The organism is Streptomyces sp. ISL-98 (genome assembly GCF_018614055.1).
Taxonomy (GTDB): domain Bacteria; phylum Actinomycetota; class Actinomycetes; order Streptomycetales; family Streptomycetaceae; genus Streptomyces; species Streptomyces spiramyceticus.
The window spans coordinates 55607-71417 of record NZ_JAGGPB010000018.1 but is presented as its reverse complement, the minus strand read 5'-3'; the positions used below and the strand labels follow the sequence as shown (position 1 = coordinate 71417).

The 15811-nt window shown below is 71.6% G+C and carries 16 protein-coding genes; 10 read left to right on the top strand and 6 right to left on the bottom strand.

Translation table 11 applies throughout. The features are described from left to right. Positions 1–470 (top strand): transposase (locus J7I98_RS12985; RefSeq protein ID WP_214920809.1); only part of this gene is annotated, 470 nt, incomplete at its 5' end. A 17-nt stretch (positions 471–487) separates the two neighbouring features. Here J7I98_RS12985 and J7I98_RS12980 read toward each other — a convergent pair. The 3 genes from J7I98_RS12980 to J7I98_RS12970 form a co-directional block, all read right to left on the bottom strand. After that, positions 488–2086 (bottom strand): hypothetical protein, encoded by a 1599-nt coding sequence (locus J7I98_RS12980; protein ID WP_214920808.1) that lies wholly within the window; start codon positions 2084–2086, stop codon positions 488–490. A gap of 310 nt (positions 2087–2396) precedes the next feature. Continuing rightward, a complete protein-coding gene (locus J7I98_RS12975; RefSeq protein ID WP_308377736.1) occupies positions 2397–3509 on the bottom strand; it encodes a hypothetical protein in 1113 nt (370 codons plus the stop codon). After that, the gene (locus tag J7I98_RS12970; RefSeq protein ID WP_251020547.1) at positions 3481–4434 is read right to left on the bottom strand and encodes a phosphatase PAP2 family protein; all 954 of its coding nucleotides are present in this window, start codon (positions 4432–4434) and stop codon (positions 3481–3483) included. Before J7I98_RS12970 ends, J7I98_RS12975 begins: the two co-directional genes overlap by 29 nt. Before the next feature lie 214 nt (positions 4435–4648). Between J7I98_RS12970 and J7I98_RS12965 the strand changes: the two genes are divergently transcribed. Beyond that, positions 4649–5245 (top strand): histidine phosphatase family protein, encoded by a 597-nt coding sequence (locus tag J7I98_RS12965; protein WP_214920807.1) that lies wholly within the window; start codon positions 4649–4651, stop codon positions 5243–5245. A 205-nt stretch (positions 5246–5450) separates the two neighbouring features. On the opposite strand, the gene J7I98_RS12960 is transcribed toward J7I98_RS12965, so the two are convergent. Then, the gene (locus J7I98_RS12960) at positions 5451–6809 is read right to left on the bottom strand and encodes a hypothetical protein (protein ID WP_251020546.1); all 1359 of its coding nucleotides are present in this window, start codon (positions 6807–6809) and stop codon (positions 5451–5453) included. 235 nt (positions 6810–7044) lie between these two features. On the opposite strand from J7I98_RS12960, the gene J7I98_RS12955 reads away from it, so the two are divergent. After that, a complete protein-coding gene (locus J7I98_RS12955; RefSeq protein ID WP_214920813.1) occupies positions 7045–7533 on the top strand; it encodes a hypothetical protein in 489 nt (162 codons plus the stop codon). 24 nt (positions 7534–7557) lie between these two features. After that, the gene (locus J7I98_RS12950) at positions 7558–8424 is read left to right on the top strand and encodes a spermidine synthase (protein ID WP_214920805.1); all 867 of its coding nucleotides are present in this window, start codon (positions 7558–7560) and stop codon (positions 8422–8424) included. Between the two features lie 35 nt (positions 8425–8459). Here J7I98_RS12950 and J7I98_RS12945 read toward each other — a convergent pair whose 3' ends face one another. Beyond that, the gene (locus tag J7I98_RS12945; RefSeq protein ID WP_214920804.1) at positions 8460–9047 is read right to left on the bottom strand and encodes a hypothetical protein; all 588 of its coding nucleotides are present in this window, start codon (positions 9045–9047) and stop codon (positions 8460–8462) included. A gap of 108 nt (positions 9048–9155) precedes the next feature. On the opposite strand from J7I98_RS12945, the gene J7I98_RS12940 reads away from it, so the two are divergent. The 4 genes from J7I98_RS12940 to J7I98_RS12925 all read left to right on the top strand — a co-directional run bounded on the left by J7I98_RS12940 (position 9156) and on the right by J7I98_RS12925 (position 13449). Next, on the top strand, positions 9156–9845 hold the full coding sequence (locus J7I98_RS12940) for a response regulator transcription factor (protein ID WP_214920803.1): 690 nt from the start codon (positions 9156–9158) through the stop codon (positions 9843–9845). Next, positions 9842–11257 (top strand): HAMP domain-containing sensor histidine kinase, encoded by a 1416-nt coding sequence (locus J7I98_RS12935; RefSeq protein ID WP_214920802.1) that lies wholly within the window; start codon positions 9842–9844, stop codon positions 11255–11257. Before J7I98_RS12940 ends, J7I98_RS12935 begins: the two co-directional genes overlap by 4 nt. Positions 11258–11432: 175 nt before the next feature. Further along, positions 11433–12926, top strand: coding sequence for a cellulose binding domain-containing protein (locus J7I98_RS12930; RefSeq protein WP_214920801.1), 1494 nt, complete (start codon positions 11433–11435; stop codon positions 12924–12926). 220 nt (positions 12927–13146) lie between these two features. Then, positions 13147–13449: a hypothetical protein gene (locus J7I98_RS12925; protein WP_214920800.1), complete on the top strand. Its 303-nt coding sequence runs from the start codon at positions 13147–13149 to the stop codon at positions 13447–13449. 63 nt (positions 13450–13512) lie between these two features. On the opposite strand, the gene J7I98_RS12920 is transcribed toward J7I98_RS12925, so the two are convergent. Further along, positions 13513–13953: a CBS domain-containing protein gene (locus J7I98_RS12920; protein WP_214920799.1), complete on the bottom strand. Its 441-nt coding sequence runs from the start codon at positions 13951–13953 to the stop codon at positions 13513–13515. A gap of 117 nt (positions 13954–14070) precedes the next feature. Here J7I98_RS12920 and J7I98_RS12915 point away from each other — a divergent pair, with 117 nt between their 5' ends. Both J7I98_RS12915 and J7I98_RS12910 read left to right on the top strand, forming a co-directional pair. After that, positions 14071–14922, top strand: a complete 852-nt coding sequence (locus tag J7I98_RS12915; protein WP_214920798.1) for an alpha/beta fold hydrolase — start codon at positions 14071–14073, stop codon at positions 14920–14922. Continuing rightward, positions 14913–15806 carry a proline iminopeptidase-family hydrolase gene (locus tag J7I98_RS12910; RefSeq protein ID WP_214920797.1) on the top strand — a complete coding sequence of 298 codons (894 nt, stop codon included), beginning with the start codon at positions 14913–14915 and terminating at the stop codon, positions 15804–15806. Before J7I98_RS12915 ends, J7I98_RS12910 begins: the two co-directional genes overlap by 10 nt. Positions 15807–15811: the final 5 nt, after the last annotated feature.

Sequence of the window (15811 nt, the reverse complement as noted above, 5' to 3'; positions counted from 1 at the left end):
TGGACAAGGCCATCGCCGAGGCCGTCGAGGCCCACCCCTACGCGCCGCTGTTCGCGACCATGCCGCGCATCGGCAAGGTCAGCCTCGGGCAGGTCATCGGCGAGATCGGCCCGATCCTGGAACGTGCCCAGACCTGCGAGCAGCTCATCGCCGAGGCCGGGGTCGTCCCGGTCACCCGCGCCTCGGGCAAGTCCCGCACAGTCGCCTTCCGCTTCGCGACCAACCGAAGAGCCCGCGTCGCGCTGACCACCTTCGCCGACAACAGCCGGCACGGCAGCGACTGGGCGGCCAAGATCTACACCGACGCCCGGGCCCGCAAGAAGCGACACCCCCACGCCGTCCGCATCCTGGCCCGCTCCTGGCTCCGGGTGATGTGGGCCTGCTGGCGCGACGGCACCTGCTACGACCCCGCCGTCCACCAAGCCAACAGCAAGGTCAACACGGTCGCCGAGGAGCCTCTGGCGGCATAGAGGTTGACTCAGGAAACTCACAGCACGTCCTCCGGCGTCATCGGGTCGGGGGTCTCCGCCGTCGCGCCCGGTGGGCCGCCGTGCGTCCAGGGCGTCGATTCGGGATCGGGGAGCTGAGGGCCGCCGCGCTGGTCGTGCTCGAACAGCGTCCAGCAGACGCGCTCGCCCTTCTCCGGTACGGAACCGGGCGCGGGCTCCTTGCCACGGCCCATTTTGTCCGTCACGCGCAGCACCAGGACACCCGCCTCCTCCTCGTACCGTACGAACTCCGCCGTCTGCGGCCTTCCGTCCAGCGAGCGGTAGACCCTGGTGGACGCCGTGCGCTCCCCGAGGTGCGGGGCGTCGTCCGTGCGGAAGGTGACCAGGGGGCGGGGGCTCGGCCGCCTGCCCTCGCTCATGGTCATCACCACGTCCAGGACCTCGCTGGTGAACGCCTCGCCCGCGAGCCGGCGCCCGGCCATCACCAGCGGGTCGTCGAGCGCCTCCTGCGCCTCCAGCTGCGCCTGCGCCGTCTCGCGGGAGGCCAGTTTCTGCGCGGCGGTCACGGCGTCGTCGCGCCGGGGCTGCGGCGGCTCCCCGGCGCGCACGCGGTCGCGGTGGCCGGTGAACGACCAGCGGTCGCGCGTCCAGCGGTCCGCCGCCCGCGCCCCCTCCGGCAGCTCCCGCAGCAGATCGAGGCCGCGCCACACGGCGTCCCAGGTGGGCCGCAACTGGCGGGCCAGCAGCTCTCGGATGTGCCGTTCGGCGGCGGCCAGTTCGCCGAGGTGGGCGTCCGCCGCGAGACCGTCCTCGGCGGCGGCCAGCGCGGTGCGGGCGCGGTCGTGGCGTTCGATGGCGGGGGCGAGGAGTTTGTTGTCGAACGCCGGGTCGGTGGCGGGTCCGGCAGGCGGGCACGTCAACTGCCCCTGCCCGTCCCTCTCCAGCTCCGCCCGCAGCGCGGCTTCCGCGCCCGATTCCCCGGTGGCCGGGTCGATCCAGGCGAGCAGCGCGCCCAGGTGCTGGTCCTCCAGGTTCGACTGCCCGGTCGCCCAGTGGCGGCCCAGCAGATCGGTCGCCGCGAGGAGCAGCGAAGACCCGGGCACTCTGGCCCGCTCGCCGTAGTGCGTGAGCCAGCGTCCGAGCAGCGGGATGTGCGGCGGTGCGGGGTAGGGGGTGTCGGGGTCCTGTTCGGCCGTACGCCGGAAGCGCATGGAGCGGCCGAGCAGTCGTACGTACTCGATGCCCGCCCGGCTCGGGACGATCAACTGCGGTGCGTCCGCGCACAGTTCGACCTCGACCTTGACCCGCTTCCCGGTCTCCGGGTCGGTTTCGTTGCGCTCGGCGGGCTCGATGTCGTCGGCGTAACCGTCGATGTAGGGCAGGACTGTCTCGGCCAGCTCCGCCAGGAACGCGAAGCGGAGGTCGCGGTCGCGGGGCTGCGTCACCGCGAGCAGGCGCGGTGCGTCGCGGTCGGTGCCGACGAGGGCGCCGAGGGGTGCGCCTGCCTCACCTGCGGTGGTGAGCGGGACGAACACGAGAGGGCGCTCGGACAGGTGCCGGTGCTGGACGGTGGCCAGTGCTTGTGCGCGTCCGGTTCGTACGGCGTCGAGCCGGGCGAGGGTACTGATCAGAGACATGCGGCGCCCTTTCGTGTGGGGCGGAGCTTTTCATTTCCCCACCCCGCCCCTTCCCGGCTGTGACATTTTGCGGCTGCCGCCGCGTGGGGGCTCCGCCCCGGACCCCGCTCTTCAAGCGCCGGAGGGGCTGGAAATCCGGGGGGCCTGGGAGCTTGCCCCTCACGCGGCGGAGCCGCAAATGTCGCAGCCGGGAAGAACGGGGTCTCCCCCGCTCGAACGAAGTTGAGAGTTTGGGGAAGGATGGGGGAAAGCGCCGCAGGTAGTCCGCACCCGGGAGCAAGGTGGCCTCCGGCCCGGGCCGGGCGTGGCGTCAGCACCGTACGTCCGCCCCGGCCAGCGCTTCGGCTCGGAGCGCCGCCGCCCGTCGCAGCGCCGCAACCGTCGGGTCCGCCGGATCTCCCGCCGCGCCCTCCGCCGCCGCCAGCACCTCGCCGATCGTCGTCAGCCCGCCCAGTTCGCCGCGCACGCTGCGCCCGAGCGCCTCCACCGCGCCCGCCGCGCGCGCCTTCTCGCGGCAGTGGAAAGCCAGCTCGCACGCGGCCAGGCACTCCGGCGCGTACGCCGCGTCGACCGACTCGACCGCCGCCGCCAGCTCCTCCGCCGGGCGCTCCACGTCGAACGTCGTCCCGGCGGGGAGCGCCGCCGCGAGGTCCTCGATGCGCGTCAGACGCTCCAACTGGCGGCGTGTCACCGACCGCTGCTTGCGTACGTCGACGACCGAGGCCGTCGGCAGGTTGGAGAAATCCTTGGGGCAGACCAGCAGCACCGAGTGGCATACCTCCGCGCCCGCGACCTTCGCCGCGACCCGCTCCAGCGCCAGGACGTACACCGCGGACTGGCGTGCCGCCGCACCGACCTTCGCCGCGTCCGCCGAGCCGTCGATCATCGGGAAGGACTTGATCTCGACGACCGTCCAGTGGCCGTCGGGGCGCACCACCACCGCGTCCGGCTCCAGGTAGGCCGGGGAGCCCGCCACCTCCAGGGCCAGCATCGGGTGGTCCAGCAGTGTCCAGGCCCCGGCAGCCGTCGCCTCGCGCAGCGCCAGCGCCGTACGGGCAGCCCTGCCCTCGGGGCCCGCCGCCGACAGGTCGGGTACGCGTGTCTCGCCGGGGGCAGGAGCCTCGCACCCGGCACCGCCGCCCATCCGCTCGTACAGCAGCCGCATCAGCTCCGTGCCGCCGTCGGCCTTGACCCGGGCCTCGAACGCGTTGCCCCGCATGAAGGCGAACTGCGACTGGCCGAACGCGGAGGGGGAGCCGAGCGCCGCGGCCAGCGCCGTCTTGTTCACGCCCGCTCCGTCGAGCAGCGCACGGCGCTTGCAGCCGGGGTTCGCGGCGAGCGCGGCCAGCGCGCGAGCATCGAGGGCCTGCGGCGCGACGGCGGGACCGCGCAGCTCAGCGAGCCGCTGCCGGAGAGCCGTCACCGGCGTCGGCGTCGGCGTCGATGACGGCCGCGGCGCCGTTACCGGCGTCGGTGCTGTCGCTCGCGGAGGCGTTGGTTCGGGTCCGCTGCCCAGGGAATCGCTCACCCGCGGAAGTCTCGCATCCGGCACTGACAACGCCACCGACAACAACGGACTTCGTCCGTCCGTTAACCGGCGCGAACCGCCCCCGCACCCGCCCGGCCAGCACCATGAACGGCCTGGTCAGCAGCGCCCCCACGGTCATCACGGCCGCACCGGCGACCGCATCCAGGAAGTAGTGGTTCGCCGTCCCCATCACCACGAAAGTGGTGATCAAGGGGTACGCGACCCCGAGGGACTTCAGCAGCGGCGTACGCCCGTGCCGCCACAGCATCACACCGCACCACAGCGCCCAGCCCACATGAAGGCTCGGCATCGCCGCGAACTGGTTGGTCATCCCGCCGAGCCCGCGCGGCGCACTCGCCTCCTCGCCCCACCAGCCGTACGCGCTGTACTGCCCCATCGTGTCGATGAAGCCGTGGCCTGCGTCGAGGAGCCGGGGCGGGCAGGTCGGCATGAGCGTGAAGCCGGCCAGGCCGAGGAGGGTGGACAGCATCAGCCAGGTGCGGGCGGCCCGGTAGCGGACGGGGCGGCGTCTGAAGAGCCAGACGAGGACGGCGGGCGTGACGAGATAGTGCAGCGAGGCGTATGCGAAGTCGGCGGGTATCCCGAGCCAGGCGTGCTCGGTGAAGAGCCGGTTGAGGGGGTGCTCGGCGTTGAGGTGCAGGAGCTTCTCGGCGCGGAGTATCGCCAGGCCGTGGTCGACCGCTGTCGACTCGTCCCCGCGTACGAGCAGACGGCCGCCGGTGTACGCGGCGTAGACGACCACGATCAGCAGCAGCTCGGTCCACCAGCGGGGTCTGTCGTGGGCCGCGGTCTCCTGCATTCCGGAGCTCTCCATATCCAGCCGTACGGCGTATGTGAACAGTGCACGCACGGGGTGCGTGGAGGAAGGGACGCGGAGATGGACCGGGGGGTTGCCCGGGAGGCGCCCACGAGGTCGCCCTCGGACCGGGTGAGCGATGATGGTGCAGGCGGCACCTCCTGCCGCACCGTCACCGGCACCATCACCGTCCAGCACTGTCCAGGGAGACATCGTCATGGCACCGCGCATCCTGCTGGCCCGGCACGGACAGACGGAGTGGTCGCTGTCCGGCAAGCACACCGGCAGGACCGACATCCCTCTGCTCGACGAGGGCCGCCGCGGCGCCAAGCTGCTCGGCGAGCGGCTGCACCGCGCCCCGCTCGACGGACTGCCCGGCGTGGAGGTACGCACCAGCCCGCTCGTGAGGGCGAGCGAGACCTGCGAGATCGCCGGGTTCGGAAACAGGGCTCAGCCCTGGGACGCGCTGATGGAGTGGGACTACGGGGCGTACGAAGGCATGACGCCGGCCGAGATCAAGGCGCGGCAGCCCGGCTGGTTCATCTGGCGCGACGGGGTGCCGGACGGCGAGACCCTCGCGGAGCTTTCGGACCGTGCGGACGAGGTGATTGCGTGGGCGCGGTCGGCGGAGCGCGATGTGCTGGTCTTCGCGCACGGTCACATTTTGCGGGCGCTGGGTGCGCGGTGGATCGGCGAGGACGTGTCGTTCGCCGCGCGTATCCGTCTGGATCCGACGTCGCTGTCGGTGCTGGGGTGGGCGTACGACGCGCCGGCGATCGAGCGCTGGAACGATACGGGGCATCTCGCCGGCTGACGTAGGTGCTGGGGTGCGGGTGCGGGTGCCTGCGGTGCTTGTTCCCCTGCGTGCCCCTTCCCGCTGTGGCATTTTGCGGCTGCCGCCGCGTGGGGGCTCCGCCCCAGACCCCGCTCCTCAAACCCCCCAAGGACTACGTCCAGGGGGGACCCCAGAGGCTGAATCAGCCCCTCACGCGTTTCGAGGTAAAGAGCCCGGGCCGGACCTACGCCCCCCGCACCGCCTCCGTGTGGCGGTTGAGGAACGGTGCCACCGACGGTGAGCGGCCGTGCGGGAGCAGCACGCGGCTTGTTGCCGTGAGCATCGTCTGGACCCGGGACGACTGCACCTCCTCCAGCAGATCCAGCACCCCCTGCCCCACCGCCGCCGCCTCGTCCGGCGCCCCCGCGCGCGCCAGGTCGTCGGCGAGCTCCGCGCTGTACAGGGCGAGGTTCCGGGTGAAGTGCGGGTCCTGGAGAGCCGCCGCGCGCCGCGCGTGACGGGCCGCCCGGGACCAGTCGCCCAGCGCCGACCAGCACTGCGCCTCCAGGCCCTCCAGTTCGGCCTCGCCGAAGAAGCTCATCCACTCCGGATCCGCCTCCGCGCGGCCGCGCTCGAAGAGCGACTTGGCGCGGGCCAGGGCCTGTTCGCAGCCCGTACGGTCGCCGAGCCCGGCCCAGCCGCCCGCCTCGCGCAGCGTCAGCAGCGAGAGCAGCCGCGGCGAAGCGACATGCTGCGCCGCGCGCTGCCCCGCCTGGGCCGCGCGCACCGCCTCGCGCGGCCGGCCGGTGTCACGCGCCAGGAACGCCGAGTTGCTGAACGCGTGCGCCTCCAGCGCCGGGTCACCGGCCACCCGCGCCGTGGCCAGCGCCTCCGCGTAGTGCGAGCGTGCGTCGTCGAAGCGGCCCGAGTCGTGCGCCAGCCAGCCGACGGAGAGGGCGAGTTCACCGGCGCCGGTGTGCAGCCGGTCGGCCATCGACTGGCGGGACGTCGTACTCGCGTCGAGCAGGGCGTACGCGGTACGCAGCGGCTGTGCGGCCCGCTTGTAGAGGCCGTCGGCGCCGTGCCGGTCGTCGAGCAGCCGGATGTGCCGTACGGCGTCCTCCACGGCGCCGACCTCGGCCTCGCCGACCCGGCGATGCGTACCGGACACAATCCCGGACGTAATCGGCGTACTGGATACGGATGCTGGAGCGCTCGGCGCACTGCCGAGTCCCAGGGATGCGGCCGCCATGGTGACGGTACCGCTGGTCATGAACGCGCGACGCAGCACGTCGCTCTCCTCGTTGCTATGGATCGTGGGGTCGGCGGGGGCGTCATCGCCCCTGCCGCGCGCCCCCCTGCCCCGTACCGTTTCGCGGGCCGAGAAGCCCAGGTCCGCCAGCGTCAGGCCGGGGAACATGGACAGGAAGACGCGCTCGTACGCGTAGTTGGGACAGCGGATCTCGCCGGCCTCCACGCGCCCGATGTAGCGGGCGTCGCACGCGACTTGTTCACCGATCTCCCGCGCCGCCCGGCGGACCGCGGCGGCGAATTCGGCCGGTGAACGTGACCCTCGCAGGCGGCGGAAGTCGTTGTTCTGCATGGCCAAGCCCTCCCGCAACATTCGCGTGCTTCGGCGGAGCAAGAAGGTACCGGCTGTGACAACCCGCACACGCTGAGTTTCGCTACAAACCGGATATCTCACCCGCGATCTGCCATGAACTGCCATCCTTTGCGGCGGCGTGCCGCCGTAGCTGTTGACACCGCCGCGCGTTGAAGCATGGGGAGAGGGAGCGCGGCTCCCACTCGAACGAGGAGGGTTCCCCTTGTTGGAAGCCATGGAAGCCGGCACGGAGATCAGCGGCTCACGGACGACGGCTCAGCACACGCCCACCGACGAGTTCAGCGCAGCCCCGCCGGCCGTGGGAAGCCCGGGTGCCGAGCCCTGCGACCTGGTCACGGTCCCCGCCCGCCAGGGCCTCGAAGCTGTCGACATCATCCGCCGCGGCTCCGCGCCCGCCGTCGGCCCCGTCCTGCACGACGGCTCCTGCGACACCGTCGGCTTCCTGGTGCCCCCGGGAACCGCCGACGCCTGGGACGTGCCGGGCAGCGCCTGTACGCAGACCCTGGGGCGCGGCCTGCGCATCCAGGAAGACCTCCGCCGCCCCGACGGCAGCCGGGCGGACGCAGTGCCCGAGCCGCCCGTCACCGGCACCGGCTGGCTGCTGCCCCCGACCGACACCGGCCCCGTGACCGACCCGGCCGTGCTCAGGGCCGCGCTCGGCGAGGCCGCCCGCCTGATCGAGGCGGCCGACCGCGTCCGCTGAGCCGGGTGAGCCGATACTGGCTGCGTGGCAAAGAACAAGAGACGGCGCGAGCGCGCCGCCCCCGAGCCCGTGGTCGAGCAGGTCGACGGCGGACTCGCCGAGCTGATACCCGACCGGGACCGTCCGCGCGGCCGCACCCTCCTCATCGACGGAGCCCCGCAGTCCCACGTGGACCTCGACGACCCCTCCTACCTCGACTTCGCGTATCAGCGCAGGCTCGGCCACATCGCCGACCTCGCCGCCCCGCAGGGGCAGCCGGTCCAGGTGCTGCACCTGGGCGGCGGGGCTTTCACCCTGGCCCGTTACGTCGCCGCCACCCGCCCCCGCTCCACCCAGCAGATCGTGGAAGTGGACGCCGCGCTCGTCCAACTGGTCCGCAGGGAGCTCCCGTTGGATGCCAACGCCCGGATCAAGGTCCGCTCCGTCGATGCCCGCGCCGGACTCGCCAAGATCGCGGACGGCTGGGCGGACCTGCTGATCGCGGACGTGTTCAGCGGCGCCCGTACCCCGGCCCACCTCACCAGCACCGAATTTCTCGACGACGTACGGCGGGTGCTCAAGCCCGGTGGTTTCTACGCCGCCAACATCGCGGACGGCCCGCCACTCGCGTACCTGCGCGGCCAGATCGCCACCGCCGCCGCCGTCTTCCCCGACCTCGCGCTGGCCGCCGACCCCGCCGTGCTGCGCGGCCGCCGCTTCGGCAACGCGGTGCTGCTGGGCTCGGACCGTACGCTGCCGCTCGCCGAACTGACCCGCCGCATCGCGACCGACCCGCACCCCGGGCGGGTGGAACACGGGCGGGAGTTGGCGGACTTCACGGGCGGCGCGGCGGTCGTCACGGACGCGGGTGCGAAGCCTTCGCCGGAACCGCCGCCGTCGGTCTTCAAGTAGCTCATCCAGCAGTCCCGCTCAGGACCCGGCTCCGGTCAGGACTTGATGATCTCGACCGTCGGCTCGTGGTCGTGCCAGGTGCAGAAGACCGTGATGGCCTCGCCTCCCGCCGCGAACTCCACCCGGATCCACGTCGTGTTCTTCCAGACCTGCATCGACCAGCCCGTCGCAGGCGTTGCCGAGACCAGCGTCGCCGAGCTCTTGCCGATGTCGAAGGTGACCCGGCCGCCGTCGGTGTTGTAGCTCTTCACCTGGCCGGACTCGGACTCCGCCCCCGTGCCGGGAGACCCGGGGCCGGACGGGCTGCCGGATCCCGCGGGTGTACGGCTCGGCGTCCCCGGGGCCTCGTCCTGGGGGCTGCTCGACCGCGAAGCCGGGCCGCTCGGAGTCCTGGAAGGCTTCTTGTCCGAGGCGTTGTCGTCGGGGCGCCGCGTCGAGGACGCCTGCGGCTCGGCGCCCTGTGCGGTGCTGTCCTGCGAGGGCAGGTCGGCCGGGAGCGGCAGGGCCTGCGGAGGGTCGTACGCCGTGCCCGCCATCACCGTGTGCACGCCCCACCAGGACAGCGTGACCGCCGCGCCCGTGGCGAGCGACCACGCCATGGCATGTACGAGTCCTCGTTGCATCGGGGCCATACTGCACCACCCGTACCGCCCCTGTCCCAGGGGGACCCTGGGGGCTGCACCGTGGATCAGGGCCGCCTCCGCTCACCCGTATGGCGTACGGTGCCGCCCATGGCAAGTGTGCTCGTGGTCGAGGACGACCAGTTCGTGCGCTCCGCGCTCATCCGGCACCTGACCGAGGCCACCCATACGGTGCGGAGCGTCGGTACGGCTCTGGAGGCGCTGCGCGAGGTAGCTCATTTCAGCTTCGACGTGGTCATTCTCGACCTCGGTCTGCCCGATCTCGACGGGTCGGAAGCGCTGAAAATGCTGCGCGGCATCACCGACGTACCCGTGATCATCGCCACCGCGCGCGACGACGAGGCGGAGATCGTCAGGCTCCTCAACGACGGCGCCGACGACTACCTCACCAAGCCCTTCTCGGTCGAGCACCTGTCGGCCCGCATGGCCGCCGTACTGCGCCGCTCCCGCGCCCTCGCCGGCGCCGAGCCGCCGTCCCGCGTGATCCGGGTCGGCGGGCTCTCCGTCGACCCGCTGCGCAGGCAGGCCGAGCTGGACGGTGCGCGGCTCGACCTGACCCGGCGCGAGTTCGACCTGCTGGCCTTCCTCGCCGGGCGGCCAGGAGTCGTCGTACCGCGCAAGGAACTGCTCGCCGAGGTCTGGCAGCAGAGCTACGGCGACGACCAGACCATCGACGTCCACCTGTCGTGGCTGCGCCGAAAGCTCGGTGAGACGGCGGCCAGCCCGCGCTATCTGCACACCCTGCGCGGTGTCGGCGTGAAGCTGGAGCCGCCGCGATGAGGTGGGCGCTCGTCAAGGTGTGCCTGGCCGTGACCGTGATGGTCGTGGTGGCCTTCGCCGTACCCCTCGGCCTCGTCATCAAGGAGATGGCCAGGGACAGGGCCTTCTCCAACGCCGAACGCTGGGCCGCCGCCATCGGCCCCACCCTCTCCATCACCACCGACCGCGACTCGCTCGACCGGGCCGTCCAGACCACCGAGGTCGGCATCGCCGGCCGGATGGCCGTGCACGTCCCGGCCACCGACGAACCCGGCAGCGTACCGCTGGAGATCGGGCGGCGCCGGGCCGCGCAGCAGGACCTGGAGACCACCCGGCGGATCGGCCGCGCCTCCATCTCGGAGGTGCCCGGCGGCTACGCGCTGCTCCAGCCCACCGCCGTGGCCAGCGGCCGGATCGCCGTCGTCGAGGTGTACGTGCCCGAGGGCGACGTCAGCAATGGCGTGGCCACCGCCTGGCTCGTCCTCTCCGGGGTGGGCCTCGCGCTGATCGTCGGCTCGGTGGCGGTCGCCGACCGGCTCGGCGTACGCATGGTCCAGCCCGCCCAGCGGCTCGCGGGCGCCGCGCACGACCTGGGGGAGGGCAGGCTCGGCGTGCGCGTGCCCGAGGAGGGGCCCACCGAGCTGCGCTCCGCGGCGGCCGCGTTCAACTCCATGGCCGACCAGGTCGTGCAGCTCCTCGCCAACGAGCGGGAGCTCGCCGCGGACCTGTCGCACCGCCTCCGCACCCCGCTGACCGTGCTGCGCCTCAACGCCGCCTCGCTGGGCGAGGGCCCGGCCGCCGAGCAGACCAGGGCCGCCGTCGAGCAGCTGGAACGCGAGGTCGACACGATCATCCGCACCGCGCGCGAGCAGCGCTCGCAGACGCAGGGCGCGGCCGGGCCGGGCGCGGGCTGCGACGTGTCCGAAGTCGTACGCGAACGCATGGACTTCTGGTCGGCGCTCGCGGAGGACGAGGGCAGAAAGGTGCGCCTGGCGGGCGTCGACCGACCGGTACGCATCCCGGTCGCCCGGCCCGAACTGGCCGCCGCACTCGACGCGTTGCTCGGCAACGTCTTCCGGCACACGCCCCTGGGCACGGCCTTCTCGGTCGACGTGCACAACGGGGACGACGCCGTGATCGTCCTCGTGTCCGACGCGGGTCCCGGCATCTCCGACCCGAAGGCGGCGCTGGTGCGCGGCAACAGCGGCGGCAAGGACGGATCGACCGGCCTCGGCCTGGACATCGTGCGCCGTGTCGCCGAGTCGACGGGTGGTGACGTACGCATCGGGCATTCCGTGCTCGGCGGTACGGAGGTCCGCATCTGGATCGGCCTCGACGGGCGTACCGCGTCGGACAGCCGGCTCGGGCACGGCCACCGGCTCGGGCGGAGCAGGCGCGGGGCGGGGAAGCGGCCTGCGGGCCTGAAGATCTAGAACACCCTGAAGATCTAGAGCCCTTAAAGGGCTCCCATGCCTTCCTTAACTGCGCCCTAAGATCCTGAACCCCTGCCTCAAACCTTCCATTTGCCCGTTTCGGGCTCGCTAGCGTGCTGCCGCATCCCCACTTCGTACGCACGGGTATCCCCGTAAACGCAGAGGCAGGCACGCGATGAGCAGTACGCACCGGCGCACGGCGAGCGGCAGGACCAAGGCCGTCGGCGCGGTGGTCGCCGCGGCAGTGATCGGTGGCGCGGCGTTCGCGTTCACAGGGACGGCGCAGGCCGCCGCGGTCGGCGCCGCCTACACCAGGACCAGCGACTGGAACGGCGGTTACACCGGCCAGTACGTCGTCACCAACGACACCGGCAAGGCCCAGTCGGACTGGACGCTCGCATTCGACCTGCCGGCCGGCACGAAGATCGGCTCCCTCTGGAACGGCGAACACACCGTCAAGGGGCAGCGCGTCACCGTGAAGCCCGCGAGCTGGAACAAGGAGCTCGCGCCGGGCGCGTCGGTCACCGTCGGCTTCGTGACCTCGGCGGACGGCAAGGCGGGCGACCCCGCCAACTGCCTCATCAACCGGGCCAAGTGCTCGGTCGGCGACAGCCCGGCACCGCAGCCCAGCGGACGCCCCACCGAGCAGCCCACGCCGACGGGCAAGCCGACACCGTCCGAGAAGCCGACGCCGTCGCAGAAGCCCCCGACGACCGCGCCGCCGACCACCAAGCCTCCCACCACCCCGGCTCCCACCACCGCGCCCCCGACGGCCGCCGGCGCCCAGTTCGCTCCGTACGTCGACACGTCCCTCCACCCGGCGTACGACCTGGTGGACACCGCGGCCAAGACCGGGGTGAAGGAGTTCAACCTGGCCTTCATCACCTCGGGCGGCAGCTGCGCCCCCCTGTGGGGCGGCGTGACCGACCTGGCGAGCGACAAGGTGGCCTCCCAGATCGGCGCGCTGCGCGCGAAGGGCGGCGACGTACGGGTCTCCTTCGGCGGCGCGGCGGGCAAGGAGCTGGCGCTCAACTGCTCCTCCGCCACCGACCTCGCGGCGGCGTACGGCAAGGTCGTGGACGCGTACAAGCTCACCAAGGTCGACTTCGACATCGAGGGCGCGGCCCTCCCCGACGCGGCCGCCAACACCCGCCGCGCGCAGGCGATAGCCCAGCTCCAGAAGAAGCACCCCGGCCTGGATGTGTCCTTCACCCTGCCGGTGATGCCCGAGGGCCTGACCCAGCCGGGCGTGGACCTGATCGCCGACGCCAAGAAGAACGGCGTGAAGATCAACGCGGTCAACATCATGGCGATGGACTACGGACCGGCGTACAGCGGCGACATGGGTACGTACGCCACCCAGGCGGCGACCGCGACCCAGGCCCAGATCAAGGGCGTGCTCGGGCTCTCGGACGCGGCGGCGTGGAAGGCGGTCGCCGTCACCCCGATGATCGGCGTCAACGACGTGACGACGGAGATCTTCCGGCCCGACGACGCGACGCAGCTGGTGAAGTTCGCCAAGGAGAAGGGCCTCGGCTGGCTGTCGATGTGGTCCTCGACCCGCGACAAGCAGTGCCCGGGCGGCGAGCAGGGCACGGCGGACGCGACGTGCAGCTCGATCCTGCAGGAGCCGCTGGCCTTCACGAAGGCGTTCGCGGCGTACAAGTAGCCCGACTGACCGTCAGCTACTTCCAGAACCGCCACCCCCCAGGCGTGCCCCGGCCGGATCCCCACACGGTCGGGGCACGCCGCTGTGCCGGGTGGTGCACGGACGGTCGCCGAGATGTTGCCGCCCTGATCAGCCGAAGCGAGGCTGATCGGGACGCCACCGGGCTTCAGTGCGCGCGGACGGGACCGCGGCGGTTTGGTGCGCGGAAGGAGAGAGTGCGATGAGGATGATGCTGCGAGCGGTGCTGGACACCGAGGCCTCGAATCAGGCGATCAACAACGGCTCACTGCAAAAGCTCATGGTGGCGATGACGGAAAAGCTCAAGCCCGAGGCGGCCTACTTCGGCCCCAGCAACGGCTGTCGATGCTGCACATTCGTCTTCGACATGAAGGACAGCTCCGAGATGCCCGCCATCGCGGAGCCGCTCTTCGAACTGCTCGGCGCGAAGTTCGAGCTCCACCCGGTGATGAACGCCGACGACCTCCAGAAGGGCCTGGCAGCCGCAGGGGTACAGCCCCTGTGAATGGTGGCGCCCCGGGACGGCCGGCCGACGGCCGCCCGGGGGCTGGTGTACCGACTGTGGTTGTCAGGCGTTCGCGTAGACGCGGGTCGCGAACTCCGCGATCTGCTCGTCGCTGAGGTTCTTGGCGAGGTTCGCCTCGGTGATCATTCCGATCAGGCTGTGGCCCTCCTTGACGTCGATCACCGGCAGACGCTTGATCTGGTGCTGTTCCATCCTCGCCAGCGCCTCGTCGGCGGTCTGGTCGGCATCGATCCAGTGCACCTCTCCCTGCAGGGTGCCCGCCTGCACCGTCGCCGGGTCCACGCCTTCGGCGCAACACTGGATGACGATGTCACGGTCGGTGATCAAGCCCTTGAGCCTGTTGTCGTCGCCGCAGATGGGCAGGCAGCCGACATTCAGGTCCCGCATCATCCTTGACGCATCGAACAGCGACTGGTGCGCGCCGACGCACTGCACGCCGCCGGTCATGATGTCGCGGGCCTTGAGCTGCTTGTTCCTGGCCATGATTTCTCCCGCCTTCGGGGCGTCGCTTTTCACTCCTCCATCGATGACAACACGAATGGCTCATCACCGCCCCTCGGCGCGGATGTACGGTCGAGGCCGAGGGAGAGGGCACGGCACATGACCGAATGGCACCTGACCAGGACGTTCCCCAGCACATCGGGAGAGGTCCGCTGGGACCGAACGGGCGACGCGGCGGGCCCGCCCGTCGTACTCCTCCACGGCACGCCCTTCTCCTCTTATGTGTGGCGAGCCGTGGCCCGGGCGCTCGTCGGCCGTGGATTCTGCGTGTACGTCTGGGACATGCCGGGTTACGGCGTCTCGGAGAAGGCAGCGGGCCAGGACGTGTCGCTGGCCGCGCAGGCCCGTGTCTTCGCCGACCTCCTGGTCCACTGGAACCTGCCGGACCCCCAGATCGTGGCCCACGACTTCGGCGGGGCGGTGGCCCTGCGAGCGCATCTGCTGCACGGCGCGCACTACCGGGCGCTGGCGCTGGTGGACCCGGTGGCGCTCGCGCCGTGGGGCTCGCCCTTCTTCCGTCTCGTCGGAGAACATCCGGCTGTCTTCGAGCAACTGCCGTCCGCCCTGCACGGTGCGCTCGTACGCGAATACATCACGTCGGCAAGCTCCTCCGGCCTGCACCCGGCGGTCCTGGACCGCCTCGTGGAGCCCTGGCTGGGCGACCTGGGCCAGCCGGCCTTCTACCGCCAGATCGCCCAGGCCGACGAGCGCTACACCGACGAAATCCAGCGCCGTTACGGCGAACTGGCCCCGCCCGTGCTGATCTGCTGGGGCACGGACGACACGTGGATCCCGATTGCCCGGGGCAGGGAGCTCGACGCCCTGATCCCGTGCGCGACCTTCGTACCGATCGAGGGCGCGGGCCACTTGGTCCAGGAGGACGCCCCGGCCGAACTCACGGCGGCACTCCTGGGGTTCCTGCACGGCCGGGAGGCCACCTCGTGGCCGTGACCGAAGGAACCGTTCCGTTCCGTGAGTACCGCACCTGGTACCAGATCGTGGGCGAATTGCCCGCGCCCGACGGGAAGCTGCCCCTGCTCGTGATCAACGGTGGGCCGGGCTGCCCCCACGACTATCTGGAAGACCTGGCGGCGCTGGCCGGTGAGAACGGGCGCCCGGTTGTCTTCTACGACCAGCTCGGCTGCGGCCGCTCCGACCACCCGGACGACCCGGGCCTGTGGGTCATGGACACCTTCGTCGACGAAGTCGCCGCCGTGCGCGAGGAGCTCGGGCTCGGCCGGCTGCACATTCTCGGTCATTCGTGGGGCAGCCAGGTGGCCCTCGAGTACGTGCTCGGCCGGCCGGCCGGACTGGTCGGCCTGGTCCTGGCCGGCCCCATTGCCGGCGCCCCCGCCTATGAAGCCGAGGCACGCCGGCTGAAGGAATCCCTTCCCCCTGAGGTCCAGGAGGTCATCGACCGGCACGAAGCGGACGGTACGACCGGCGACGACGCATACGTGGAAGCCACCATGGCCTTCCACAAGCGGTGGCTCTGCCGGCTCGATCCCTGGCCCGATCACCTCATGCGCTCCGTCACGAACTGGCGCGAGGACGTGTACGAGACCATGTGGGGCGCGGAGTGGAACGTGACGGGCAACCTGAAGGACTGGGACATCACCGCCCGCCTGGGCGAGCTGGACCTGCCCGTACTTGTGACCTCAGGTCGCTACGACGTGACGACCCCAACCGTGGTCCGGCCGCTGGCCGACGGTATCCGTGGCGCCGAGTGGGTCGTCTTCGAGCAGAGCGCACACCTGCCCTCGGCCGAGGAACCGGAACGCTTCCGCCAGGTTCTCGAGTCGTTCCTCCACCGGGCGGAAACGGCCGCCCCGTAGCGCCG